19 protein-coding genes are annotated in these 24,036 nt (G+C 73.0%); 9 read left to right on the forward strand and 10 right to left on the reverse strand.

Translation table 11 applies throughout. The annotated features are described in order from the left end of the window. Positions 1-78 precede the first annotated feature (78 nt). From AMA02S_RS10385 to AMA02S_RS10410, 6 genes are all read right to left on the reverse strand, one after another. Positions 79-3,468 (reverse strand): ATP-dependent helicase, encoded by a 3,390-nt coding sequence (locus AMA02S_RS10385; protein WP_067455388.1) that lies wholly within the window; start codon positions 3,466-3,468, stop codon positions 79-81. Between the two features lie 15 nt (positions 3,469-3,483). Further along, positions 3,484-6,726 (reverse strand): ATP-dependent helicase, encoded by a 3,243-nt coding sequence (locus AMA02S_RS10390; protein ID WP_067455391.1) that lies wholly within the window; start codon positions 6,724-6,726, stop codon positions 3,484-3,486. Between the two features lie 103 nt (positions 6,727-6,829). Next, entirely contained in the window at positions 6,830-7,627 is a 798-nt protein-coding gene (locus AMA02S_RS10395; RefSeq protein WP_067455394.1) for a gamma-glutamyltransferase, read from the reverse strand. Positions 7,628-7,767: 140 nt separating this feature from the next. Beyond that, on the reverse strand, positions 7,768-8,085 hold the full coding sequence (locus AMA02S_RS10400) for an MGMT family protein (RefSeq protein ID WP_067455398.1): 318 nt from the start codon (positions 8,083-8,085) through the stop codon (positions 7,768-7,770). Next, positions 8,085-9,647, reverse strand: coding sequence for a S8 family peptidase (locus AMA02S_RS10405; RefSeq protein WP_218004907.1), 1,563 nt, complete (start codon positions 9,645-9,647; stop codon positions 8,085-8,087). Before AMA02S_RS10405 ends, AMA02S_RS10400 begins: the two co-directional genes overlap by 1 nt. Further along, positions 9,641-10,624 carry a hypothetical protein gene (locus AMA02S_RS10410; protein WP_157430498.1) on the reverse strand — a complete coding sequence of 328 codons (984 nt, stop codon included), beginning with the start codon at positions 10,622-10,624 and terminating at the stop codon, positions 9,641-9,643. The genes AMA02S_RS10405 and AMA02S_RS10410 overlap by 7 nt, the downstream gene beginning before the upstream one ends. A gap of 250 nt (positions 10,625-10,874) precedes the next feature. Here AMA02S_RS10410 and moeZ point away from each other — a divergent pair, with 250 nt between their 5' ends. Further along, positions 10,875-12,056: an adenylyltransferase/sulfurtransferase MoeZ gene (gene moeZ, locus AMA02S_RS10415; RefSeq protein WP_067455404.1), complete on the forward strand. Its 1,182-nt coding sequence runs from the start codon at positions 10,875-10,877 to the stop codon at positions 12,054-12,056. A gap of 50 nt (positions 12,057-12,106) precedes the next feature. Here moeZ and AMA02S_RS10420 read toward each other — a convergent pair whose 3' ends face one another. From AMA02S_RS10420 to AMA02S_RS10430, 3 genes are all read right to left on the reverse strand, one after another. Continuing rightward, positions 12,107-12,757, reverse strand: a complete 651-nt coding sequence (locus AMA02S_RS10420; protein ID WP_369688383.1) for a response regulator — start codon at positions 12,755-12,757, stop codon at positions 12,107-12,109. A gap of 5 nt (positions 12,758-12,762) precedes the next feature. Then, positions 12,763-14,040, reverse strand: a complete 1,278-nt coding sequence (locus AMA02S_RS10425; protein WP_067456924.1) for a sensor histidine kinase — start codon at positions 14,038-14,040, stop codon at positions 12,763-12,765. 180 nt (positions 14,041-14,220) lie between these two features. Beyond that, complete coding sequence (locus AMA02S_RS10430; RefSeq protein ID WP_084264966.1) at positions 14,221-14,943, reverse strand: TetR/AcrR family transcriptional regulator; 723 nt, start codon at positions 14,941-14,943, stop codon at positions 14,221-14,223. A 147-nt stretch (positions 14,944-15,090) separates the two neighbouring features. Between AMA02S_RS10430 and AMA02S_RS10435 the strand changes: the two genes are divergently transcribed. The 3 genes from AMA02S_RS10435 to AMA02S_RS10445 all read left to right on the forward strand — a co-directional run bounded on the left by AMA02S_RS10435 (position 15,091) and on the right by AMA02S_RS10445 (position 18,480). Further along, positions 15,091-17,259, forward strand: a complete 2,169-nt coding sequence (locus AMA02S_RS10435) for an MMPL family transporter (protein WP_067455415.1) — start codon at positions 15,091-15,093, stop codon at positions 17,257-17,259. Positions 17,260-17,520: 261 nt separating this feature from the next. Next, positions 17,521-17,823 (forward strand): hypothetical protein, encoded by a 303-nt coding sequence (locus AMA02S_RS10440; RefSeq protein ID WP_067455418.1) that lies wholly within the window; start codon positions 17,521-17,523, stop codon positions 17,821-17,823. Between the two features lie 126 nt (positions 17,824-17,949). Then, on the forward strand, positions 17,950-18,480 hold the full coding sequence (locus AMA02S_RS10445) for a superoxide dismutase family protein (protein ID WP_067455421.1): 531 nt from the start codon (positions 17,950-17,952) through the stop codon (positions 18,478-18,480). A 69-nt stretch (positions 18,481-18,549) separates the two neighbouring features. On the opposite strand, the gene ku is transcribed toward AMA02S_RS10445, so the two are convergent. Next, complete coding sequence (gene ku / locus AMA02S_RS10450; protein ID WP_067455424.1) at positions 18,550-19,482, reverse strand: non-homologous end joining protein Ku; 933 nt, start codon at positions 19,480-19,482, stop codon at positions 18,550-18,552. 113 nt (positions 19,483-19,595) lie between these two features. Here ku and ligD (AMA02S_RS10455) point away from each other — a divergent pair, with 113 nt between their 5' ends. The 5 genes from ligD (AMA02S_RS10455) (at position 19,596) to AMA02S_RS10475 (ending at position 23,945) form a co-directional block, all read left to right on the forward strand. Then, positions 19,596-20,570: a non-homologous end-joining DNA ligase gene (gene ligD / locus AMA02S_RS10455; RefSeq protein WP_067455427.1), complete on the forward strand. Its 975-nt coding sequence runs from the start codon at positions 19,596-19,598 to the stop codon at positions 20,568-20,570. Continuing rightward, positions 20,560-21,453 carry a non-homologous end-joining DNA ligase gene (ligD, locus tag AMA02S_RS10460; RefSeq protein WP_067455430.1) on the forward strand — a complete coding sequence of 298 codons (894 nt, stop codon included), beginning with the start codon at positions 20,560-20,562 and terminating at the stop codon, positions 21,451-21,453. The genes ligD (AMA02S_RS10455) and ligD (AMA02S_RS10460) overlap by 11 nt, the downstream gene beginning before the upstream one ends. Before the next feature lie 115 nt (positions 21,454-21,568). After that, a complete protein-coding gene (locus AMA02S_RS10465; RefSeq protein ID WP_067456927.1) occupies positions 21,569-22,912 on the forward strand; it encodes a dihydrolipoyl dehydrogenase family protein in 1,344 nt (447 codons plus the stop codon). 13 nt (positions 22,913-22,925) lie between these two features. Further along, positions 22,926-23,120 (forward strand): Rv3202a family protein, encoded by a 195-nt coding sequence (locus AMA02S_RS10470; RefSeq protein WP_067455433.1) that lies wholly within the window; start codon positions 22,926-22,928, stop codon positions 23,118-23,120. Between the two features lie 204 nt (positions 23,121-23,324). Continuing rightward, on the forward strand, positions 23,325-23,945 hold the full coding sequence (locus AMA02S_RS10475) for a TetR/AcrR family transcriptional regulator (RefSeq protein WP_067456930.1): 621 nt from the start codon (positions 23,325-23,327) through the stop codon (positions 23,943-23,945). Positions 23,946-24,036 lie beyond the last annotated feature (91 nt).

A 24,036-nucleotide genomic window follows, 5' to 3' on the forward strand; every position in this document is an offset into this window, starting at 1 on the left:
ATCACCCGACAAATCGGACACAGTTGTGGTGGCCGGCCTTCCCCAGAGACGCCCCTCTCGTCCCCGGGACCGCCCGTCTCAGGCCGCCGGGACGCCGTCGAGCAGCGCGGCGAGGCCGGCCGCGTCCAGCAGGTCCGCGGGACGGACGGTGACGTTCGCGCTCACGTAGTGGAACGCCGCGCTGACCTGCTCGACCTCCACGCCGACCAGCTCGGCCCACGCCAGCCGATACGCCGCGAGCTGGACGGAGGCGAACGCGGCCTCCTCCGCCGGGGGCGGCGCACCGGTCTTCCAGTCGACGACCTCGTACGCGCCGTCCCGCGAGCGGAAGACGGCGTCCATCCGGCCCCGGACCAGCCGGTCGCCGATGATGGTCTCGAAGGGGACCTCGATGTCCAGGGGCTCGCGCGCCGCCCACTCCGACTCCTCGAACCGCTCGCGCAACCGCGCCAGGTGCGTGTCGTCGGCGGCGCCCTCGTCGGCGGCGCCGGGCAGCTCGTCGGGGTCCAGCAGGCGCTGCTGGCCCCAGCGACTCTCCAGCCAGGCGTGGAACGCGGTGCCGCGCCGCGCGTAGGGGGCGGGCGGGCGCGGCATCGGACGGCGGATCTGCCGGGCCAGCGCCGCCGGGTCGCGCGCCAGCGACACCAGCGACGACACCGACAGGTTCGCGGGCAGCTCGACGAGCAGACCGTCGCCGCCCCGGCCCCGGTCCCGTTCGGCGAGCAGCAGTTCGACGTCGCGCGCCCACGCCGTCATGCGGCCGCGGTCGGCGGCCGCGAGCCCGGCGTTCCCGGCCCAGTGCCGCGTCCGCCCGGCCATCGCATCCTCGACCATGCGGGCGCCCTCGACCACCGCGGCGTAGCGCTCACGCGCGGTGACGTCCGTGCGGCCGCGCTCCCCGGGGCCGGCGGGCCAGTGCGCCTCGTCGGGGTCGGCGAGCAGCGGGTTGGTGGCGCCCTCCTCGGGCGGAGCGGCCCACACCGCGACCGACCCCGCGCCCGCCACGCACACCGCCCGCACCTCCTCCAGGAACGGCGAGGGGCCGAGCGGGCGGCCCGACGCGCCCCACCAGTACCCGGTGGTGACGAGCAGGCTGGAGGCGCGGGTGACCGCGACGTAGGCGAGCCGCCGTTCCTCCCGCAGGTCGCGTTCCGCGCACGCCTGCTCGAACGCGGCGAGGTCGTCCTTCTCCAGGCCGTTCAGGGGGGGCAGGTCGGCGCGGTCGCCGCGCAGCATGAACGGCAGGACGCGCGGGTTCGCGGTCCAGCGCGTGGCGTTCTGCGGCGGCGACGGGAACACCGAGCCCTTGGCGGGACCGCCGTTCTTCTGCGGCATGGACGACAGGCCGGGGACGACGACCACCGGCCATTCCAGCCCCTTGGACGCGTGGACGGTCAGGAGCTTGACGCTGTTGGTCTCGCCGACCCGCCCGGCCTCCAGCCCGAACTCCTCGGACTCGGCGGCCTTGAGGTAGGCGAGGAACGCGCCGAGCGTGGGGTCTTCGGCGTCGCCGGCGAAGGTGGCGGCGGCGTCGATGAAGGCGTCCAGGTCGGCGCGCGCGGTGACCGGGTCGAGCCCGGACCGGGCGGCGACCTCGATGTCCAGCCCGAGCGCCCGTTCCACCTCGGTGACCAGGTCGGGCAGCGGCAGCCCCACCTGGCTCCGCAGGCCGCGCATCTCGTCGCGGAGCCGCCGCAGCCGCCCGAAGCCCTCGGGCGAGTAGGCGGCGGGGTCGCCGAGATCGTCCAGCGCGTCCACCAGGCTGCCGGTCTCCTGGTTCAGTTCGCTGACGAGCTGCCGTAGCGGATCCTCGCCCGCGGCCTCACCGGACCCGGCGGGCGCGTCACCCGCGGGAGCATCGGCCTCAGGCGGGGACGGCGCCTCGGGCGGCGCCGGTGGGGTCACGTCGCGGGCGGACTCCTGGGCCAGCGCCCGCGCCCGCCTGCCCAGGGCGACGAGGTCGCGGGGGCCGAGGCGCCAGCGGGGGCCGGTGAGGAGGCGGGCGAGGGACGCGCCGGCCGTCGGATCGTGCATGGCGCGCAGGGTGGCGACGACGTCCTGCACCTCCGGGACGGTCAGCAACCCGCCGAGGCCGACGACCTCCACCGGGATGCCGCGCGCCTCCAGCGCCCGCCGGACGAGCGGGAACTGCGACCGCTTGCGGGCCAGGACGGCGATGTCGGAGTACTGGAGCGGCTCGGCCTGGACGCCGCCGTCCGGGGCGATCTCGGGGTCGGCCGCCATCAGGCCCGCGACGCGCGCGGCGATCCGGTCGGCCTCCTCCTCGACGGTGGTGAACAGGGCGCACTCGACCCGGCCGCGTCCCTCGCGCCCGGCCCCGGGGACGAGCCGGGGCACCGCCGCCGTCTCCGCCCGAAGCTCCTCCTGGATCCTGGCCGCCGCGTCCAGGATCTGCTCGCCGTTGCGGAACGAGCGGCTGAGCTGGACGACGGGCGCCGGCACGGGACGGCGCCCGGCGACGGCCGCCTGCGCGGGAAAGTCGTGGGCGAACCGCAGCAGGTTCCCGGCGCTCGCGCCCCGCCACCCGTAGATGGACTGGCAGGGGTCGCCGACCGCCGTCACCGGGTGGCCGCCGGAGAACAGCGACGTCAGCAGGACGAGCTGCGCCTGGCTGGTGTCCTGGTACTCGTCGAGCAGGACCACGGAGAAGCGGGACCGCTCGAACATCCCCACCTCGGGGTGCTTGTAGGCGATCCGCGCGGACAGCGCCATCTGGTCGCCGTGGTCGATGACCTCCCGGTCGGCCTTGGCCCGCCCGTACGCCTCGATGAGCGGCATCAGCTGCTCGCGGACGGCGTGCTTGGCGAGGATGTCGCGCTGCGGCTTGAGCGCCTTCTTCAGCGAGGCGAACCGCTCGTCCAGCCAGGTCCCGACCCTGCGGACGTCCTCGGACGTGCGCAGGTGCTCCGACAGGTCACCGGACAGCTCCATCACGGCCTTGGTGACGGTGTCGGGCTGCCATTCGATGCGGTCCATGGGGCCGTTGTAGGTGTCCACCACGCGGGAGCAGATCTGCCAGGCGACCGCCGGTGAGATCAGCCGCATCGTCGGCTCCAGGGCTTCGCGCAGGGCGTGGTCGCCGAAGAGCCGCGCCGCGTAGGAGTGGTACGTCGACACCATCGGCTCGCCGTCGAACAGCGTCTCGCCGCCGAGCCGCTCCAGCTCGTCGCCCGGCAGAACCTCGCGGAGCTTGTCGAGCCGCTTGCGGACGCGGACGCCGAGCTCGGCCGCGGCCTTGCGGGTGAACGTCAGCCCGAGGACCCGCTCGGGGCGCACGAACCCGTTCGCGACCAGCCACACCACCCGCGCGGCCATCGTCTCGCTCTTGCCCGACCCGGCGCCCGCGATCACCCCCATCGGCGCCAGCGGCGCCTCGATCACCCGGGCCTGCTCGTCGGTGGGCGCGGGTATCTCCAGCAGCCGTGCCAGCTCGCCCGGCGTGATCACGCCGTTCCCCCCACGCTAGTCACCGACCTGCCCGCCCTCGTCATGCACCGGACAGCAGGACCGTACGGGGCACGTCCGACACTTGTCGTTGGCGCGCGCCTGGAAGACCTCCCCCGCCATGCCGGTCGCGACGATCTCGATGAGCTTCTTCGGCCAGTCGGGGTCGGCGTCGTCGGCGGGCGGGGGCTGCTCCTGCTCGCGGGCGCGGGCGGCGAAGGCGGCCTTGCCGACCTGGACGAGCTTGGCGCCGCCGGGGTCGATGAGGCCGTGCCGCTCGAACGCGCCGAGCATCACGGCGTACTGGTAGACGCCGAGCTGCGGGTGCCGGGCGAGGTCCTCCTTCGGCACGGCGCTGCTGGAGGTCTTGATGTCGATGATGACCGCGCGGCCCTGCTCGTCGCGCTCGGCACGGTCGATGCGGCCCTTGATGACGACGCGGCCGAGGTCGACCTTGAACGACTCCTCCAGCGCGACGACCTCGTTGGGGTTGTCGCGGTGCCAGGACAGGAACTTGTCGACCATCGCCGCCGCCTGGTCGCGCTGCTTCTCCGAGTACCAGGCGCTGCGGAAGTCCAGGTCGTTCCAGATCTCGTCGAGCCGCTCGGCGACGTGGACCTCGCTGATCCCGTCGTCGGCGCCCGCCATCTCGGCGACCGCGTGGATGACCTTGCCCATGGTGCTGAACTCGTTGGGGCCGCCCTCCTGCGCGCCGACGGCCGAGGCGAGCAGCCAGCGCAGCCCGCAGGTGGTGAACGCCTCGACCTGGGACGGCGAGATCGTGATCTGCTCGTCCTCGGCGAACGCCGGGCCCGGGTCCGACAGCGCGGTGATGGCGTACCAGTTCTCCGGTTTGGCGCCGCGCACGCCGGCCCGCGCGAGCCGCGCCAGGTGGCCGGCGGCGGCGCGGCGCAGCGGCCCGGGGCGGGAGGCGTCGGCGACCACCGACCTCAGGTCCGCCACCAGCGCCGACAGCGACAGCCAGCGGGTCTTCTCGTCCAGCTGGGACTGCTCGATGGCGCCCGGGAGCAGCTCGTTGAGGAACCGGGACGGCCGCTCCTCGGTGTCGTCCCCGCCGACCGCGGTGACGACGAGCCGCCTGCGCGCGCGCGTCACGGCCACGTAGAACAGCCGGCGTTCCTCGTCCAGCATCTTGGCGGCCATCGACGCGCCCGCCGCCTCCTCGCCGTCGGGCTCGGCGCCGGCGGCGTGCTCGACCAGTTCCTCGACGCCCAGCAGCGACCCGCGCAGCCGCACGTCCGGCCACACGCCCTCCTGCACGCCGGCGACGACGACCACGTCCCATTCCAGGCCCTTGGAGCGGTGCGCGGTGAGGATCCGGACCGCCTCGCCGTCCGGCGCCTGCTCGGCGAGGGTGTCCCCGGCGATCTCCTGCGCGGCGATGTTGTCGACGAAGAGCTCGGGGCCCGCCTGCGGGAGCCGGTCGACGAACCGCGCCGCGTGGTCGAAGAGCGCCACGATGGCGTCGAGGTCGCGGTCGGCGGCGGCGCCCCGCGTGCCGCCCTTGACGCTCTGCGCCAGCAGGATGTCGGCCTGGCCGCTCTCCTTCCACACCGCCCACAGCACGTCCTCGGCGCTACCGCCGTCGTGCACGCTGCGCCGCGCCATCTCGATCAGGTGCGCGACGCGCTCGGCGGGCGCCCGCACCTTCTCGTGGACGGGCACCAGCTCGCGCGGGTCGTTCACCGCCGCGACGAGCAGCTCGCCCAGGGGACGCTGGCCGCCCGACAGCTCCTCCAGGTCGCGCAGGGCTCGTTTGAGCCGCCGCATCGCCAGCGCGTCGGCGCCGCCGAGCGGGCCGGTGAGCAGGTCCTCCGCGACGACCTCGTCCAGGAAGCCCTTCTTGAGCGCCGCTCGCAGCAGCACCAGGAACGGCCGGACCGCGGGTTCGGAGACGAGCGGCACCTCGTCCCCGGCGACCACCACCGGCACCCCGGCCTGGGCGAGGGCGCGGCGCAGCACCGGGACCTGCCGGATCGCGCTGCGGACGAGGACGGCCATGCGCGACCACGGGACGCCGTCGAGGAGGTGCGCGCGGCGGAGCTCGTCGGCGACGAGGGCGGACTCCTGGCTTTCGGAGTCGGCGATCACAGCGCGCACTTCGTCGGGGGGTCCAGGGGGGGCGCCCCCCCTGACAGACACAGCGCGCACTTCGTCGGCCCCTGCACGTGCTTCGTCGTCGAGGTCTTCCAGCGGACGGAGCGCCCGGTGCTCGGCGACGCCCGCCGCCCCGGCCGGCAAACGGTTCGCGATCCGCCGGGACGCCTCCAGGATCTCCGGGCCCATCCGGCGGCACGTCCGCAGCGCCACCACCGGCGCCGGGTCGCCGTCCAGCGTGCGGAAGCGGTGCGGGAACTCCTGGATGCCGCGAACGTCGGCGCCCCGGAACCCGTAGATCGACTGGTCGGGGTCGCCGACGACGACGAGGTCGCGGCCCTCCCCCGCGAGGTGGTGCAGCAGCGCCTCCTGCGCGGGGTCGGTGTCCTGGTACTCGTCCACGAACACGACGTCGTAGGCGTCGCGTTCGCGGATCCGCACCTGCTCGTCGGCGAGCATCCCGGCGGCGAGCTGGATCAGCTCGCCGTAGTCGTAGGTCTGGACGGGGTCGAGCAGGAACCGGTCGGCATAGCGCTCCATGAAGGAGCCGATGGCGGGCCAGTCATCGCGGCCCCGGACCCGGCCGAGCGCGGCCAGTTCCTCCGCGTAGTACTGGCGCTCGACCGCCCGCAGCGTGAAGTCGCGCAGTTCCTCGGCGAATCCGCGAGTCGCCAGCGCGGCGCGGAGCCGCTCCGGCCAGTCCCGCGCGCCGTCCGCCAGCTCGCCCTCCAGCAGCCGCCGGACCTCCAGCAGTTGTTCGGGCCCCGACAGCAGCCGCGGCGCGGGCTCCTCGTTCAGCACGGCGTCCCGGCGGAGCAGCGCGTAGGCGTAGCTGTGGAAGGTGAGCGCGAGCGGTGTCCGCGTCGTCCGGTGCAGGCGTCCGGTGATCCGCTGCCGCAGCTCGCCCGCCGCCTTGCGGCTGAACGTCAGGACCAGGACGCGCTCGGGGTCGGTGCCGCGGCCCTCGATCCGGTCGACGACCGCCTCGACGATCGTGGTCGTCTTGCCGGTGCCCGGCCCCGCAAGCACCAGCATCGGCCCGCCGGCATGCTCGACCACCCGCCGCTGCTGCTCGTCGAGCACAGGCGGGACGGCCCGCGCGGGACCCGCGCGGCGCACGAGACGGTAGGAAGCAGACGGCACAACATTTCATTGGAGCAGATCACCGGGGCGGATCGGACCACAAAGCACGCATGTCGCGCACGAGTCCCGCGTTCCCGGTGCTCAGAAGGTGACGGTGGTCACCTCAGACACCGAGGGCCACGCCGTCCTGGCGGGGGTCGGCGGCGCCGAGAAGGGCACCGTCCGCGACCGAGACGACCTGGGCACTGCCGCCCGCGCCCCACGCGTCCTGGACGGCCACCGCGTGGCCCGCCGACCGGAGCGCGGCGATCCGGGACGCGCCGAGCCGCGCCTCGACGCGCAGCTCGGGCGGCCCGCCGAGGACGTCGGCGTCGCTGTCCGGGTGGACGGTGAAGCGCGGCGCCCCCACCGCGACCGCCGGATCGTGGCCGTGGTCGAGCAGATGGGAGAGGAGTTGCGCGTTCCACTGGACCTGCCCGTCGCCGCCGGGGGTGTTGCCGACGTGCAGGAGGCCGCCGCCGATGCCACCGGTGACGAGCCAGGCGTTCAGCGTGTGCAGTGGCCGGCGCCGCGGGCGGACCTCGTTCGGATGCCCGTCGATCAGATAGGCGCCGCGTCCGAGGCGGTCGTTGAGGACGATGCCCGTCCCGGGGACGGTGATCCGCGCGCCGAACGCGAAGGCCAGCGAGTGGATGAGGCTCACCGCGCGTCCCTCCGCGTCCACCACGACCATGGACGAGCAGCCCGCGCCAGTGGTCGCTGCCGTCGCCGCAGCCCGCGAAGCGGTCCGCGAAGGCCAGCGGTAGAAGGCGGGTTCTCCGCCGTCCGGGCCGAACCCGCTGCCGCCGAACGCCGCGACCGTCCCGTCAGGCCTGCGCAGGAGCGCGAACGCGTCGCCGCCGACGCCGCACTGGCCGGGCAGCGCGAGCCACGACAGCGCGGCCATGGCCGAGCGCCGCATCCACCGCGTTCCCGCCCTCGGCGAGGACGCGGGCGCCGGCCTGGCTCACCGCCGGATGGCCGGCCGACACCATCCCTCCGGACGCGACGGCCGGTCCACGCGGCGGGATCCCGAATTCGGTCAGTGTTCTGTGGATGACGTCAGGGCCCCTCGTCGGGGCCGCTCCAGCGGGCGCGGGCCATGTCGACGCGGTCGCCGTCGGCGCGCAGCGGCGTGCCCTCGGCGCGGTACTGCTCGTGGGCGCGGATCTCGTGACCGCTCGGCGGGCGCCCGTCCGCGCGGATGACCCGCCACCACGGCACGGCGCCGCCGTACAGGGACATGACCCGGCCGACCTGCCGGGGCCCACCCTGCCCGACTATCTCGGCGAGGTCGCCGTAGGTCAGGACGCGTCCCGGCGGGATTCGCTCCACCGCGTCCAGTACGGCTTCGGCGTACTCGTCGGGCTCCGACCACATCACTCGATCTTCCCACCGGACGGCGGGTTCCGCGGCGGGTCTGCGAACGGATCCGCGAACGGGTCCGCGTACGGATCGGGGCGCTGATCGGCGGGTGCGTCCGCCGGTGGGGCACCGGGAGGCGCGAAGGACGGGGCTCCGGAAGGCGGATGGCCGGGCGGCGGGCCCGAAGGCCGGGTGTAGGACAGGCGCGGCGCGGGCGGCGACGGCGAGCGGCCATCGGACGTCCCGAATCCCTGCGTCCCGAACCCCGGCGAACCGGCGCCGTAGGGGCCGTACGCGCCGTGCGAGCCGCGCGAGTCGAGTCCTGGCGGCGCCGCGCCGGGGAGGCCGGCGAGGGCGGGACGGGGGTGGCGACGGGAGAAGGTGACCGAGATCGCGGCGGCCGCCAGCGTGCCGCCGACACCGACGACCAGGATCGTGACGATCAGCGGCGTGACCCAGCCGGGCCGCTCGATGACCCGCACCGGGCCGGGTTTGGCGCCGCCGAACCGCTCGCGGGCGGCCTTGCTCGCGGCGGCGCCCGTGTCACCGGAGGTCAGCGCGTCCGCGGCGGCGAGCGCGCGCTGGGCGTTGACCTCGCCGAACCCGACCTCCGGGTCGTACCTGCCGCCGGGCCCGTAGCGGGTCCCCGCGACGAGCGCCTGGGAGACCAGCGCGGGCGGCAGCTTCGGGTGCTTGGCGCGGATCAGCGCCGCGATTCCGGACACGATCGCGCAGGAGTCGCTGGTTCCGCCGCTGACGTAGTAGTTGCCGTCCGGCGCCGCGACGGGCAGCCCCACGCCCGGCGCCGAGAGCAGCACGGAGTAGTTGCGGTTGGAGAACGGGACTCGGCCGTGCGTCGCGTCCGTCGCCGCGACCGCGATCACGCCGGGGTAGGACGCCGGGTAGGAGTACGGCGCGAAGCCGTCCCCGTCGAGGAGCCGGCTCTCGTCACCGTCGTTGCCTGCCGCGGCGACCACCACGACGCCCTTGCCGATGGCGTAGCCGACCGCCTCCCGCTCCTCCGCGGACTCCTGGTTCTCGCCGAGGGAGAGGTTGATGACGTCGGCGCCGTGGTCGGCGGCGTAGCGGATGCCGCGGGCCACCGCGCTCTTGGACCGCTCGTCGGTGCGGAAACGCCGGAAGCTGGCGTCCTCCTTCTCGCCGATCACCCGGATCGCGAGGACGCGGGCCTGCGGCGCCATCCCGATGACGCCGGAGCCGCCGCCGGCGCCGTGGCCGTGCCCGGCGATCAGCGACGCCATGTTGGTGCCGTGCATCCGGGCCGGCTTCGTCCCCGCGTCGATCGGCGCGAGCATGTTCGGGCCCGTGGTGACCGATCCGGCAAGGTCGGGGTGGTTCGCGTCGACGCCGGTGTCGACCACGGCCACCGTCACCCCGCGGCCACGGGTGACCTTCCAGGCGGCGTCCACGTCGAGGACGTCCAGGATCGGCTTCTGCCGCTGGCGGACCTCGTCGGCGCGCGCCGCCGGGGCCGGGACGAGCGGCAGCCACGCCCCGGTGACCGCCGCCGCGAGGACGGCCGCGGCCGTCCGCGCCGCCCGCGCCCGGGTCAGCATCGCCACTCGCGGTTGGAGCAGTCGGGCAGGGAACGGATGGACATCGCTCTCGCGATGGTGCGGCCGATCTGCGGTGCCACGGTGAACGGCTCCCCTGGGCGCTCCTTGGTGATGGCCTTCGCGGGACGCCCGTCTGTCTGACCGGAGGTGGTCAGCACCACATACGGGCCGCCGCGGTCGAAGGTTCGATCCTGCCGCGCGGCGTCGGTGAACTTGGCGGACGCCGTTCCGGGGAACGCCGCGGCCTTCAGCGCGGGCTGGACGCCGCCCGTCCCGTCCGGCCCGTGCGAGTCGGGAAGCTCCTTGAACGCCTTGTCGGCCTCCCAGGGATCGGGGAAGACCGCGACGCCGACCGTCACGACGATCCCTTCGAGCTGGTCGGTGTAGGTGGCGCGCAGCACCGCCTTGCAGCCGTGCTTGCGCAGCGTCGTCATGATCCCCGCGTCGACGGCCTGCTCACAGGTGGTGTCGGGGACGATGCCCGTCCGCGTCGCGTACTCGCTGCGGCCGTCGTCCGGGGTGTAGCTGATCCGGCCCGGGAAGATCCGTTCGGCCGTCCACGCCTGCCAGCGCCGCGCCACCTCGGCGTTCGCCGCGCGCTGCAACTCGGCGTTGGTGGGGTCGCGGTGCAGGGTCGTCCAGGTCCCGGTGAGGGCGATGCCGGTCGTCACCAGGTAGGTGCCGGCGAGGACGATGGCGACCACCATCCACTGGCGTGCGCGCAGGCCCAGCACGGTGACCCGGGGGCGGAACGGCCCCATCGGCGTCCCGGCGGACGGCCCTGAGGGCGTGCCCCCGTACGGCCCGGCCGGTGGACGCTGCGGTCCGGGCGAGCCGATGACCGGCTGCCCCGGCGGGCCGTGCTGGGTGTGCGGCGGGCTGGCTTGTGGACCGCCTGGCTGGTTGCCGGCGGGCGGGCCGGACGGGAACGACGGTCGCCGCGGAGGCGGCTGCTGGGAGGGGGGCAGGAATGCCACAACAGCCAAGATTAACTCTGGTTCACGACAATCCGCCCTGACATCGAGGTAAGGCACCCGTCCGGCATAGTGCACCTCACCGGGCTGCTATGGACGAATCACCCCCGGATGAGCCACCGGAGTGCGACCTGGCAGAACGCGCACGGCGGGACGCCGCCGTCCGGGAATTCCGCTGGACATGGCAAGGTTGTCGGGAGAGGACGAACCCGTCCGCCCGAACCAGCCGAGCGTCAGCACAGGAGCATCCACCGTGTCGTTGCCACCTCTGGTCGAGCCCGCAGCCGAGCTCACCCGCGACGAGGTCAACCGCTACTCGCGGCACCTGATCATTCCCGATGTCGGGATGGCCGGGCAGAAGCGCCTCAAGAACGCCAAGGTCCTGGTCGTCGGCGCGGGCGGCCTCGGCTCCCCGGCCCTGATGTACCTCGCCGCCGCGGGGGTGGGCACGCTCGGCGTCGTCGACTTCGACGTCGTGGACGAGTCCAACCTGCAGCGCCAGGTCATCCACCGGCAGTCCTCGCTCGGCAAGCCGAAGGTCGAGTCCGCCGCCGCGACCGTCCGCGAGATCAACCCGCTGATCGACGTGGTCGTGCACAACACCGCGCTCGACCGCGACAACGTCCTGGACGTCTTCCGCGAGTACGACCTGATCCTGGACGGCACCGACAACTTCGCCACCCGGTACATGGTCAACGACGCGGCCGTGCTGCTCGGCAAGCCGTACGTGTGGGGCTCGATCTACCGGTTCGACGGGCAGGCGTCGGTGTTCTGGGCCGAGCACGGCCCCTGCTACCGCTGCCTCTACCCCGAGCCGCCGCCGCCCGGCATGGTGCCCTCCTGCGCCGAGGGCGGGGTGCTCGGCGTGCTGTGCGCGTCGATCGGCTCGATCCAGGTGAACGAGGCCATCAAGCTCCTCGCGGGCATCGGCGAGCCGCTCGTCGGCCGGCTGATGATCTACGACGCGCTGGAGATGACCTACCGGTCGGTCAAGGTCCGCAAGGACCCCGAGTGCCCGCTGTGCGGCAAGAACCCGACGCAGACCGAGCTGCTGGAGGACTACGAGGCGTTCTGCGGCGCGGTCTCGGAGGAGGCCGCCGAGGCCGCCGCGCAGTCCACGATCTCCGCCCGGGACCTCAAGGACATGCAGGACCGCGGCGAGAACATATTCCTGGTGGACGTGCGCGAGCCCAACGAGTACGAGATCGTCTCGATCCCCGGCGCGACACTGATCCCAAAGGGCGAGTTCCTGAACGGCTCGGCGCTGGAGCGGCTCCCGCAGGACCGGAAGATCGTCCTGCACTGCAAGTCGGGCGTGCGGTCGGCCGAGGCGCTGGCCGTCGTCAAGAACGCCGGCTTCGGCGACGCGGTGCACGTCGGCGGCGGCGTGCTGGCCTGGGTCAACCAGATCGACCCCAGCCTCCCGTCCTATTAGAGGCCGATGCGCAGACCCCCGGACCGTCCTCGGTCCGGGGGTCTCGTCTGTCAGCCCGGCGTCACACCGGTCTGCACGGCCAGGACCGCGAGCCGGATGCGGTTCGGGCAGCCGGTCTTGCGCATCAGGTTCGCGACGTGGGTCTTCACCGTCGTGACGCCGAGGTGCAGGCGGTCGGCGATCTCGCGGTTGGACAGCCCGGTGCCGACCAGCCGCAGCACCTCCTCCTCCCGCGCGGTCAGCCCGGCGGGCCCCCGCGACTCCCGCTCCACCGCCCCGGCCCGCGTGCGGGCGCGCACCGCCTGCTCGACGAGGCGCGCGAGGACGGCCTGACCGTAGGGCGCCTCACCGTCGGCGGCCATGCGGATCGCGCGCAGCAGCTCCGTCGGGGGCGCGTCCTTCACCAGGAAGCCGAACGCCCCGGCGGCGAGCGCAGGGTAGAGGTGGTCGTCGTCGTCGAACGTGGTGAGTACCACCACCCGGGCGGACGGCCGGGCGGCGATGATCCGGCGCGTCGCGGCGATGCCGTCCACGCCGGGCATCCGCAGGTCCATCAGGACGACGTCCGGATGCAGCTCCTCGACCAGGCGCGGCGCGTCCCGCCCGTCCCCCGCCTCCCCGACGACCTCCAGGTCGGGCGCGGAGTCGCAGAGCATCCGCAGCCCCATCCGGACGAGCTGCTGGTCGTCTACCAGCAGCACGCGGATCACGCCGCCCGCCCGGACGGCTCGGACTCCGGTGCGGGGACGGGCGCCGGCGCGGGGATCTCGGCCAGCAGCCGCCAACCGCCGTGTTCGCGCGGCCCGGCGGCCAGGGTGCCGCCGAGCAGCTCGACGCGCTCGGTCATCCCGGCGAGCCCGTGCCCGGGAGGCCCAGCCGCCACGGCGCTTCCGGGCGGTACGGCCGTACCGGGCGGTAGGACGGTCCCGGGTGGTGCGGCGGCGCCGTCGTCGGCGATCTCCAGCCGGACGGCCTGCCCGTCGACCCGCACGGACAGGGTCGCGGACGTGCCGGGCCCCGCGTGCTTGGCCACGTTCGCCAGCCCCTCCTGGACGATCCGCAGCACGGTCAGCCGCCGGACGGCGTCCAGCCCCGTGACCTCCGGGTCGATGTCGCCGGCGATCTCCAGCCCGGCCCGCCGGCCCCGCTCCAGCGCCGCCTCCAGCGCGGCGGCCAGCCCATCGCGCTCGACGAGGGACACGCCGGGCTCGCCCTGGACGAGGTCGGGGTCGCGGAGCACCGCGACGAGGTGCCGCAGGTCGGCGAGCGCGGACGCGCCCGAGGCGTGCAGGTCGTCCAGAACCTCCGTCACCCGCGGGTCGGTGGAGGGCAGGACGTGCCGGGCGACTCCCACGCGCAGCACCATCGACGAGACGTGGTGCGCGACGAGATCGTGCAGCTCACGGGCGATGACGGTGCGCTCGGCCGCCCGCGCGGCGAGCGTCTCCGACCGGCGGCGCAGCTCCTGCTCGGCCATCCTGTCGCGCGCCTGCCGCGCGTTCTCTCGCGTGAGCCTGATGTAGGCGCCGAGCAGGAGCGGGAGCCCGATCAGGATGGCCAGCCGGAACAATGTCGGCGGGACGTCGCCCGCGGCGCCCACGGCGTGCACGCACAGCAGGGCCGCGACGAGCCCGGCGACGACGGCGAGCACGCGGCCCCGGTGCGGGCGCAGCGCCAGCTCGAACAGCGTGATCGCGATCATCCCCTTGAGGGTGATCCCGACGTGCGCGTCGAGACCGTCACCGAGGAGCAGCAGCGCCGACACCGCGACCGGCGCGGCCGGGACGGCACGCGAGGCCGGCGGCAGCAGGCAGCCCGCGTAGCAGACCGCGAACCCGGCGAGCGCGATCGCCCAGTCGGTGGCGTCCTGCGGCCGGTGGAGCAGCCGCAGGTCGCCGACCCCGAGTACGGCCAGCGCGACCAGCCGCGCTGGCGCCGAACCGTCGTCGAAGCCGCTGTGGAAGGCCCGCTCCATCCATCGCATCAGCACGCCTCGATCGTAAGAGTCCGCACTGCCGCGCCGGGTCCTCCAGGTGGAGGAGAGGCATCCTCCACCTGGCCGCATCCCGCGGCCCCAGGGCGGAAGCGCCACCGCGCGGTGCCGGCCGAGAGTGGCCGCGTGGAAAACGCACAGAAGGTCCTGCCCGCCCGCCGCCCGGCGCGTCTAAGGGGCGTCCGGTGGTGGGGTGTAGGTGAGGCCCAGGGCGGGGGCGACCTCGGAGAGCATCAGTTCGAACATGGGGGCCGCGTCGTCCAGGGCGAACTCCAGGTGCCCGAAGACCTCCAGGCTGACGCCGCCCTGAAGTCTGATCCAGCACTTCAGGAACTGCTGGAGTACCCCGAGCGGCAGGTCGACGCCGAGGACGTCGTCACGGTAGCGGCGCAACTGCGGGCGCAGGGTGGGGGCGATCTCCTCGTCGGCGGGGATGGGGAACGGGCTCTTCTGCCACAGCTCCAGGAAGAGCGCCATGAACGTCCAGCCGAACTCGCGGGCGCACTCCTCGGCGAAGTCGACCTCCTCCTGCCGGGCGGCGCCCCGCACGGGGGTGCCGAACAGCAGCGCGTACTCGCGGGGATGCGCGAGGGCCCACAGGCGGAACTGGCGGGCGACGGCCAGGAACTTGCCGCTCATGTCGGTGCCCTGGACGGCGTGCATGGCGCCGTGCAGCTCCTCGGTCAGCTCGGTGAAGATGTCGCCGACGAGGTGCCGCAGCAGCTCGCTGTGGCTGTCGAAGTAGCGGTACAGCGCCGGAGCGGTCATCCCCATCGCGCGGGCGATGGCCCGCAGCGTGACCGCCTCGGGCCCCTCCTCGACGAGGATGCGCCGGGCCGTCTCGGAGATCTCCTTGACCGTGGCCGCCCGCAGCCGATCGCGCCGTGTGCCCACTTCGGCCCACCTTCCCCTCCCGTGCCGCCCCCGCATGATTCCGCAAGAAACACCATTGACGAGAGTGAACGTCATATGCAAAGTTAACACTGTTCTCAGTAAACGACGTTAACGACCGTGAGTAGCGATAACAAGAGGGGACCGACGATGTTCGAACGATGGGGCCGGTGGGTGCACCGGCGACGGCGCACGGTGCTCGCGGTCGCGGGCGCGCTACTCGTGATCGCCGCGGTCTGGGGAACGGGCGTCTTCGGTGCCCTCAGCTCGTCCGGCGGCTTCAACACCCCCGGCAGCGAGAGCGCCCGCGCGACGGAGATCGCCGAGCGCGACCTCGGCCGCGACGAGGCCGACGTGGTGATCCTCTACCAGGGCCAGCCGGGCACGACGGTCGACGATCCGGCCTACCGGGCCTCGGTCGAACGAGCGCTGTCGGCGCTGCCGGCCGGCAAGGTCGCCTCGACCGCCACCTTCTGGACGACCAAGGCCCCCCAGTTCGTCAGCAAGGACCGGACGGCGACCTACGCCGTCCTCCGGCTCGCGGGCGCGGACGAGGCCGCCCGCCAGGACTCCTTTGACGTGATCAAGGACGACCTGTCGCGGGTCGGCGGCGGGCTCACCGCCAAGGTCGGCGGCTCCGTCGGCACCGGGACCGCGATCAACGAGCAGGTCGGGTCCGACATCGGACGGGCCGAGTCGATGGCCATGCCGATCCTGCTCGTGCTGCTGGTGCTGATCTTCGGAGGGCTGGTGGCGGCGAGCCTGCCGCTGGCGGTCGGCGGCATCGCGATCCTCGGCTCGTTCACCGCGCTGCACCTTCTGACCTACGTGATCGACGTGTCGATCTTCGCGGTGAACATCACGACCTTCCTCGGCCTCGGCCTCGCGATCGACTACGGCCTGTTCATGGTGAGCCGGTTCCGCGAGGAGCTCGGGCGCGATCCGGACCGCGCCCGCATCGAGGACGCGGTGGCCGCGACGATGGCCACCGCCGGCCGCACGGTCGCGGTCTCTGGCGTCACGGTCGCGGTGTCGCTGTCCGGGCTGCTGCTGTTCGACCAGAACTTCCTGCGCTCGATGGGCTACGGCGGTATCGCCACCGTCTTCGTCTGCATGATCGGCGCACTGACCGTGCTGCCCGCGCTGCTGTCCGTCCTCGGGCCCCGCGTGAACGCGCTGCCGGTCCGCCGCCGCAAGGCCGCCACCGCCCCCCGGCGGGTGGACGGCTGGTGGGGACGGCTCGCGCACAGCGTGATGCGCCGTCCCATCGTCTACATGGTCGCCACGGTCGCGCTGCTCATCGCGCTCGGCGCCCCGTTCCTGCGGATCAACTGGGGCGGCGTCGACGCCCGGGCCCTGCCCACCGGCACCGACGCCCGGGTCGTCACCGAGGTCATGGAGACGCAGTTCGCGCGTAACGCCACCGCCCCCATCGAGGCCGTGGTGACCGGCACCGCCGACCGGTCGGCGATCCAGGCGTACGGGGACCGCCTGGACGCGCTGCCCGGCGTGACGGGCGCGACCGTCACCGGCGCTAAGGGGACGACCACCCGGATCGCGCTGCGTTACGACGCCGATCCGAACTCCGATGCCGCCCGGGACCTCGTGCGGCGTGTCCGGGACGTCCCACCGCCGCCCGGCGCGCAGGCGCACGTCGGCGGGCGGACCGCCGAGATCGTCGACCAGCTCGGCAGCATCGGCGCGACGCTCCCGTGGCTCGCCCTGTTCGTCGGCGGCGTGACGTTCGCCCTGTTGTTCCTGGCGTTCGGCTCGATCCTGCTGCCGCTGAAGGCGATCGTGATGAACCTGCTGTCGCTGTCGGCCACGTTCGGCGCGGTGGTGCTGATCTTCCAGGACGGCCACCTGTCCGGCCTGCTGGACTTCACCGCCACCGGCGCGATCGAACCGTCGATGCCGATCCTGATGCTGGCGATGCTGTTCGGCATCTCGATGGACTACGAGGTCTTCCTGCTGTCCCGGGTCCGCGAGCAGTACGACCTGACCGGCTCCAACACCATCGCCGTCGCCACCGGCGTGCAGCGCACGGGCGCGATCATCACCAGCGCGGCGCTGCTGTTCATCGTCGTGATCGGCGCCTTCGCGACGTCCGGCATCACCTTCATCAAGATGACCGGTGTCGGGATGGCCCTCGCGATCGTGCTGGACGCGACGATCGTCCGGGCGCTGCTGGTGCCCGCCACGATGCGGCTGATGGGCTCGGCGAACTGGTGGGCGCCCGGCCCGCTGCGCCGGTTCTACGGCCGGTTCGGGATCCGGGAGAGCGAGCAGCCCGCACCGAGGCTGGACCCGGTGGCCTGACCGGCGGCGGCACTGCCGGCACCACAGAATGGCCCGCGCCACCGGGGATCGCGGCGATGTGGGGCGAAGCGATCGCTTCGCCCCACATCGCCGTCCCCGGTGTCGCCAAACACCCGAAAGCGGTTGTGATCTACGACTCACGACGCCAGACTGAACATGATCCCCCGGCCGTGCCGCGGCGTGACGTGCAACCGCGACGGCCCCGCCCGGGGCGCAGCACCCCTTCCTCACCCGCTCGTGGGGCGTTTCCTTGGAGGCACCATGTCCGTGCAGACGATCAGCGACGCCGAGACGGCGCTCGGGCATCTGGAACGCCTGACCGAGGTGCTGCGCGCCCAGGGCTGGACGGTCGAGGTCTCCGCGCACGCCGACCGGTGGCCGTCCGCACTGGTCGCGAACCCGCGGATGCGGGCGCTGAACGAGAACGTCATCGCCGTCCAGGAACGCCCCGCCGACACGTGGGCGTACTTCTACGGCTGGGGCGAGCGGATCGCCCCCTGCTCCGAGACCGCCGACGCCGCGGCGCTGCTCGCCCGCGTGCTCGCGGTCCGGGGCGAGAACTGACACCGCCCACCCGGTGATCTTTCTTTGACCTGACACGGAGGCGGCGCGCCACGAGGCGATCACGCTCCGTGGGCATGATCGTGAGCCACCGGCCGTCCGGGGCCGGTCCCACGAAAGAGGAAGATCATGCATCTGCCCGTCCGCGTGTCCGTCCGCGCCGCCGTGACGCTGGCCGCGGCCGGCGCCGCGCTGGCGCCGCTCTCGACCCCCGCGCAGGCCCACCAGAAGCCGCGCGTGATCGTGGTCGACGGACCGACCAACGTCCATGACAACGCCTACTCAGGCGTCCGGACGCGGGTCGCCGTCCTCAAGTACCGGCATCGCACCGCCGTCCGCCTCACCGCGAGCGGGTTCCCGAACGGGTCCGCCGGAAAGACGTTCGGCGCCCACGTCCACCGGGACCGGTGCGGTGCCGAGCCCACCGCCTCCGGGCCGCACTACCAGAACCCGAAGGCCCGGCCGACGACCCCGGTCCGGGAGAAGGAGATCTGGGTGGACCTCAAGGTCAGGCCCGACGGCACGGCCGAGTCGCGGACCCTCATCGGCTGGCGCGTCGCACGCGGGGCGGCGAACTCGGTCGTCATCCACGCCCTCCCGACCGACCAGAAGACGGGCGACGCGGGGGCGCGGCTCCTCTGCACCACCGTCCCCTTCTGACGGCCGTCGGTCGAGTCGCGGCGGGGCGCGGGCACGGTCGGCGCCGTGCCGCCCCGCCGCGGCCGAACGTCAGGCGGACTTCCGTCCGCGGCTCTTGGCGGGAGGCTTCTTCGCGCCCGCCTTCGCGTCCTGCTTCTCTGACGCCTTCGCGGACGACCTGCGCGCGGCAGGCTTCTTGCCTCCCCCGCCCTTGTCCGCACCGCCCTTGTCCGCACCGCCCTTGCCGCCGCGGCTCTTCTTCGCGGCCTCGACGCTGGCGCGCAGCGCGCTCAGCAGGTCCGCGGCGGGTTCCTCGCCCGCCTCCTCCGCCGGCCGCGTGACCTCCCGCCCCTCCACCTTGGCGTCGATCACCTGCTGGAGCGCCTCCCGGTAGGCGTCCTTGTACTCCGACGGGTCGAACTCGCCCTCCATCGACTCGATCAGTGACGTGGCCATCGTCAGCTCCTGTGTACGGACCTCGATGTCCTCCTCCAGGAACGGGAAGTCGGGCGTACGGACCTCGTCCGGCCACAGCATCGTCTCCAGCACGAACACGCCCTCGCGGACGCGCAGCGTCGCCAGCGACTCCCGCTGCCGCAGCGCGACCTTCACGATCGCGACCTGCCCCGAGCTCTCCAGCGCGTCCCGCAGCAGCACGTACGGTTTGGCGCCCTGGGCGTCGGGCTCCAGGTAGTAGGACTTCGCGAAGTAGATCGCGTCGACGTCGTCCTGCTCCACGAACTGCAGGACGTCGATCCGGCGGCTGGTCGACAGCGGCAGGTCGGCGAAGTCCTCGTCGGTGAGGATGACCATCTCGCCGCTCGGCAGCTCGAATCCCTTGGCGATGTCGGAGTACGGCACCTCTTCACCGTCGACCGTGCACACCCGCTTGTACTTGATGCGCCCACCGTCCTCGCGGTGCACCTGATGGAAGGCAACGTCCCGCTGCTCGGTCGCCGAGTACAGCTTCACCGGTATCGTCACCAGCCCGAACGAGATCGCGCCCTTCCAGATACTGCGCATGATCTCTCCTTACCCAGCGCGTTCCTCCCCTTAGCCTCGCAACCTCGTTCGATTTGCTCCATAACGAGCCCTTGATCCTTTTCTTGGGGACGGGCAGCGGGTAAGACGGCGGTATGACCATGCCGTGGCCGGTCGAACCGATGATGGCCGCGACCGGGGACCTCCCCGGCGACGGCGAGCGCTGGGGCCTTGAACTCAAATGGGACGGGGTGCGCGTGCTGGCCCATGTCGCCGCCGGCGGCGTCCGCGCCTGCGGGCGGCGCGGGGGCGACGTCGCGGGCCGCTACCCCGAACTGTCGGGCCTCGCTGACCTCCTCCCCCACAACGACGTCGTCCTGGACGGTGAGGTCGTCGCCTTCGACCAGGGGCGGCCGAGCTTCGAGCGCCTCCAGCGGCGCATGCACGTGACCCGTCCCGACCCCCGCCTGATCCGCGAGGTACCCATCCGGTATGTCGCATTTGATGTGCTCTACCTTGGCGGGCGGTCACTGTACGACCTGCCCTACGCCGACCGCCGCGCGCTGCTCGCGGAGCTGGACCTCGCCGGCACCGGTCCCGTCGAGGTCCCCCCGTACCTGCACGGAGGCGACACCGATCAGGTCAAGGAGCTGCTCGAATTCACCCAGGAACAGCATCTGGAGGGGCTGCTCGCCAAACGCCTGGACTCGCCGTACCGGCCCGGCAGGCGGGTCGACTTCTGGCGCAAGGTCAAGAACTTCATGACCCGCGAGGTGATCATCTGCGGGTGGAAGCCCGGCAGAGGACGGCGCGAGGGCGGTGTCGGCTCGCTCCTGCTCGGCGAGTACGACGCCAAAGGACGGCTGTGCTTCGTCGGGCACGTCGGCACCGGGTTCACCGACCGGGCACTGGACGAGCTGTACACCATCCTGTGGCCGCTGCGCCGCCCGACGAGCCCCTATGACGAGGCCGTACCTCGCGAGTACAGCCGCGACGCCCAGTGGGTTGAGCCCCGCCTGGTCGGGGAGGTCGCCTACGGCGCGCGCACCAGGGACGGACGGCTCCGCCACCCGTCCTGGCGCGGGCTCCGCGACGACAAGGACCCCCTGGAGGTCAGCTTTGAGCAATGAGCAGGTCGACGTGGAGGGACGGCGCCTGAAACTGTCCAATCTCGACAAGAACCTCTATCCCGACTTCACCAAGGGCGAGGTCATCGACTACTACGCACGCGTGGCGCCGGTGATGCTGCCGCATCTGAAGGACCGTCCGGCCACGCGCATCCGCTGGCCGGACGGCGTGCGGCAGGGGAGGTTCTTCGAGAAGAACGCGCCGTCCCACACACCGGACTGGGTCCGCACTGCGACGATCCCGACGCCCGGCAGCTCCACCGGACGGGACACCCTCGACTTCATCGTGATCGACGATCTGCCCACCCTCGTGTGGTGCGCCAACCTCGCCGCTCTGGAACTGCACGTCCCGCAGTGGAAGATCGGGCCACGCGGAAAGGTGCACGACCCCGATCTGGTCGTCTTCGACCTCGACCCCGGCGCCCCCGCCACGATCGTGGAGGCGTGCCAGGTGGCCCGGCTGCTGCGCGACCTGCTCGCCGATGACGGCCTGGACTCCTACCCCAAGACCAGCGGCAAGAAGGGCCTGCACCTCTACGTCCCGATCAGGGAGTCGGCCCGCACGTCCGAGTATGCCAAGGCCGCCGCACAGCGGCTCTCCGACGAGCACCCGGACCTGGTCGTCGCGAAGATGGACAAGCGGCACCGCAAGGGCAAGGTCTTCGTCGACTGGAGCCAGAACAACCCCGCCAAGACCACCGTCGCGCCCTACTCGCTGCGCGCTGCGGACAGCCCGTCGGTGTCCACTCCCGTTACCTGGGACGAGTTGGAGTCCTGCGCGGACGCCGCCGACCTGGTGTTCTCGCCCGACGAGGCCCTCGCCCGGATCGACGAGCACGGCGACCTCCTGGAGACGCTGTTCACGGACCGCCGGTCCCTCCCCTGAAACGCCCGTCCAGACCACCGGCGAGCCTCTATGTGTTCGAACCGGCACTCTCCGGCACCCCGTTCCGTCACCATGGGGTCACGGGGACATCCTGCGGGTGCTGGAGGATGAGCAGTTGTCGAAGAACGAACACGGTGCCGTGGTGCTCGGCGGGGGGACCGCGGGCGAACACATCGCGGCTGGGCTGGCGCGCGCGGGGCGCGACGTCGCTCTGGTGGAGAACCGCCTGGTCGGCGGGCAGTCACCCTATTTCGCGTGCGTCCCGTCGAAGTCGCTGCTGCTGTCGGCGCGGCGCGGCGAGACCTGGGAGCTGGCGGTCGCCCGCCGCGACCGGCTGGCCGCGCACCGCGGCGACGATCGCGCGGTCGCCCGCCTCGCCGAGGACGGCGTGACCGTGCTGCGCGGCCGCGGCCGCGTCCTCGGGCCCGGCCTGATCGACGTGGACGGGACCGAGCACGGCTACGACGAGCTCGTGGTCTGCACCGGAAGCGAGCCCGTCCTGCCGCCCGCGGACGGGCTCGCCGACGTGCCCGTCTGGACCAGCGACGAGGCGCTGTCGCTTCCGGACCTGCCGCGCCGGCTCGTCGTCCTCGGCGGCGGGCCCGTCGGCTGCGAGCTGGCCCAGGTGTACGCGGCGTTCGGGTCGCAGGTGACGGTCGTCGAGGCGTCCGGGCGGCTGCTGACCGCCGAGGCGCCCTTCGCCGGCGAGGCGCTGGCCGAGTCGCTCCGCCGGATGGGCGTCGACCTGCGCTTCGGCGCCGCCCTCGGCCAGGTCGAGCGCAAGGAGTCCTGCCTGCGGCTGTGGCTGTCGGACGGCGGGACGCTCGACGCCGACCGCATCCTCGTCGCCGCCGGGCGCCGCCCGCGCGTGGAGGGCCTCGGGCTGGAGACCCTGGGCGTCACCATCGCCCCAGGCCAGGGCATTCCGGTGGACGAGACGTGCGCCGTCGCGTCCGGCGAGGGCGGGGTCTGGGCGGCCGGGGACGTGACCGGCGTCGCCCGCACCACCCACGCCGCCCGCTACCAGGCCCGCGTCGTGCTCTCCAACCTGCTCGGACGGCGCCGTGAGGCCGACTACCGCGCGATCCCCCGCGTCGTCTACACGACGCCTACCGTCTACACGGTGGGGATCTCCCCAGGGCGGGCGGCGGAACTCGGCATAGACCTGGTCACCGCCGGGTACGACCTCGCCTCGACAGCCCGGGCGGCCGTCGAGGCCGATGACCGGGGGCGGGTGGAACTGTACGCCGACCGCTCCCGGGGGCTGCTGATCGGCGCCGCCGCGGCGGGACTCTACGCAGAGGAGTGGATGAGCGAGATCGCGCTGGCCATCCGCGCGGAGACGCCGCTGAGCCTGCTCACCGACGTCGTCCATGCGTTCCCGACGTACGGCGAGTCCATCGAGGCGCCGCTGCGCGACCTGGCCGGGCGGCTGTGCGCAACCCCCGAGCAACCCTGAGGGAGGACGCCCGATGAGCGAGACCGACGACCGTGGACGCCCGATGCCGGACGAGGCCCCCGAGGCCGACATCGCCGAGCAGCGCGCCGACCTCGAGGCGGACGACGAACAGGAGGAGCCGCCGGCGCCGCTGCCGTTCGACGCCGACGAGGCCGACGTCACCGAGCAGCACCGCGAGGTCAGGCTCGACGAGGACGACTACCGCTAGAGCCGGTACGGCCGGGGCGCGGCCTGGAGACGAACCGCCGAACGGGCGCGCGGGGTCGCTGTCGGAAATACACTGACCTGCGTGAAGGAAGCCGGCGGGCTTAGTTGGTGACCCGCGAGGTTACCCGCACGTAGGATGATGGGATTGAGTTTCCTCGCGACGGACGCGCATCTCCGTCGCATCGATCGGTGATCGGAGAGTGTGGTGACCGCGACCCCGGACGCCCGCCCCCGCGGCACGAGGCTGCCGCGCCTGGCGCGCCGCAGGCAACTGCTCGGCGCGGCCCAGGAGGTGTTCGTCGCGCAGGGCTACCACGCTGCGGCGATGGACGAGATCGCTGAGCGCGCAGGAGTCAGCAAGCCCGTGCTCTACCAGCACTTCCCGGGCAAGCTGGAGCTGTACCTGGCCCTGCTGGACGAGCACGCCGAGGCCCTCGTCAAGACAGTCCGCGACGCCTTGGAGTCCACCACGGACAACAAGATGCGCGTGCAGGCGAGCATGCAGGCGTTCTACGACTTCGTGGCCGGCGAGGGCGAGGCGTACCGGCTCGTCTTCGAGTCCGACCTGCGCAACGTGGCCCCCGTCCGCGCCCGCGTCGACCGCGCCAACCAGCAGTGCGCCGAGATGATCGCGCAGGTGATCGCCGAGGACACCGACGCCCCGACCGACGAGGCGTACCTGCTCGGCATGGGCCTGGTCGGCATGGCGGAGGTCAGCGCCCGCTACTGGCTGTCACAGCACCGGACCATCCCCAAGGACACCGCCGAGAAGATCATCGCGCGGCTCGCCTGGCGCGGCATCTCCGGCTTCCCCCGCACCGGCTGACCGCGGGGGGCACCGGATCCACCGGCCGGCGGCGGTTTCACTCGCGGCGAAGCGGCCGGAAGGGCGCATCCGGTGATCTTCATGCCACCAT

Origin of the sequence: Actinomadura macra NBRC 14102 (genome assembly GCF_001552215.1) — a bacterium.
In the GTDB taxonomy this organism is placed as follows: Bacteria; Actinomycetota; Actinomycetes; order Streptosporangiales; family Streptosporangiaceae; genus Spirillospora; species Spirillospora macra.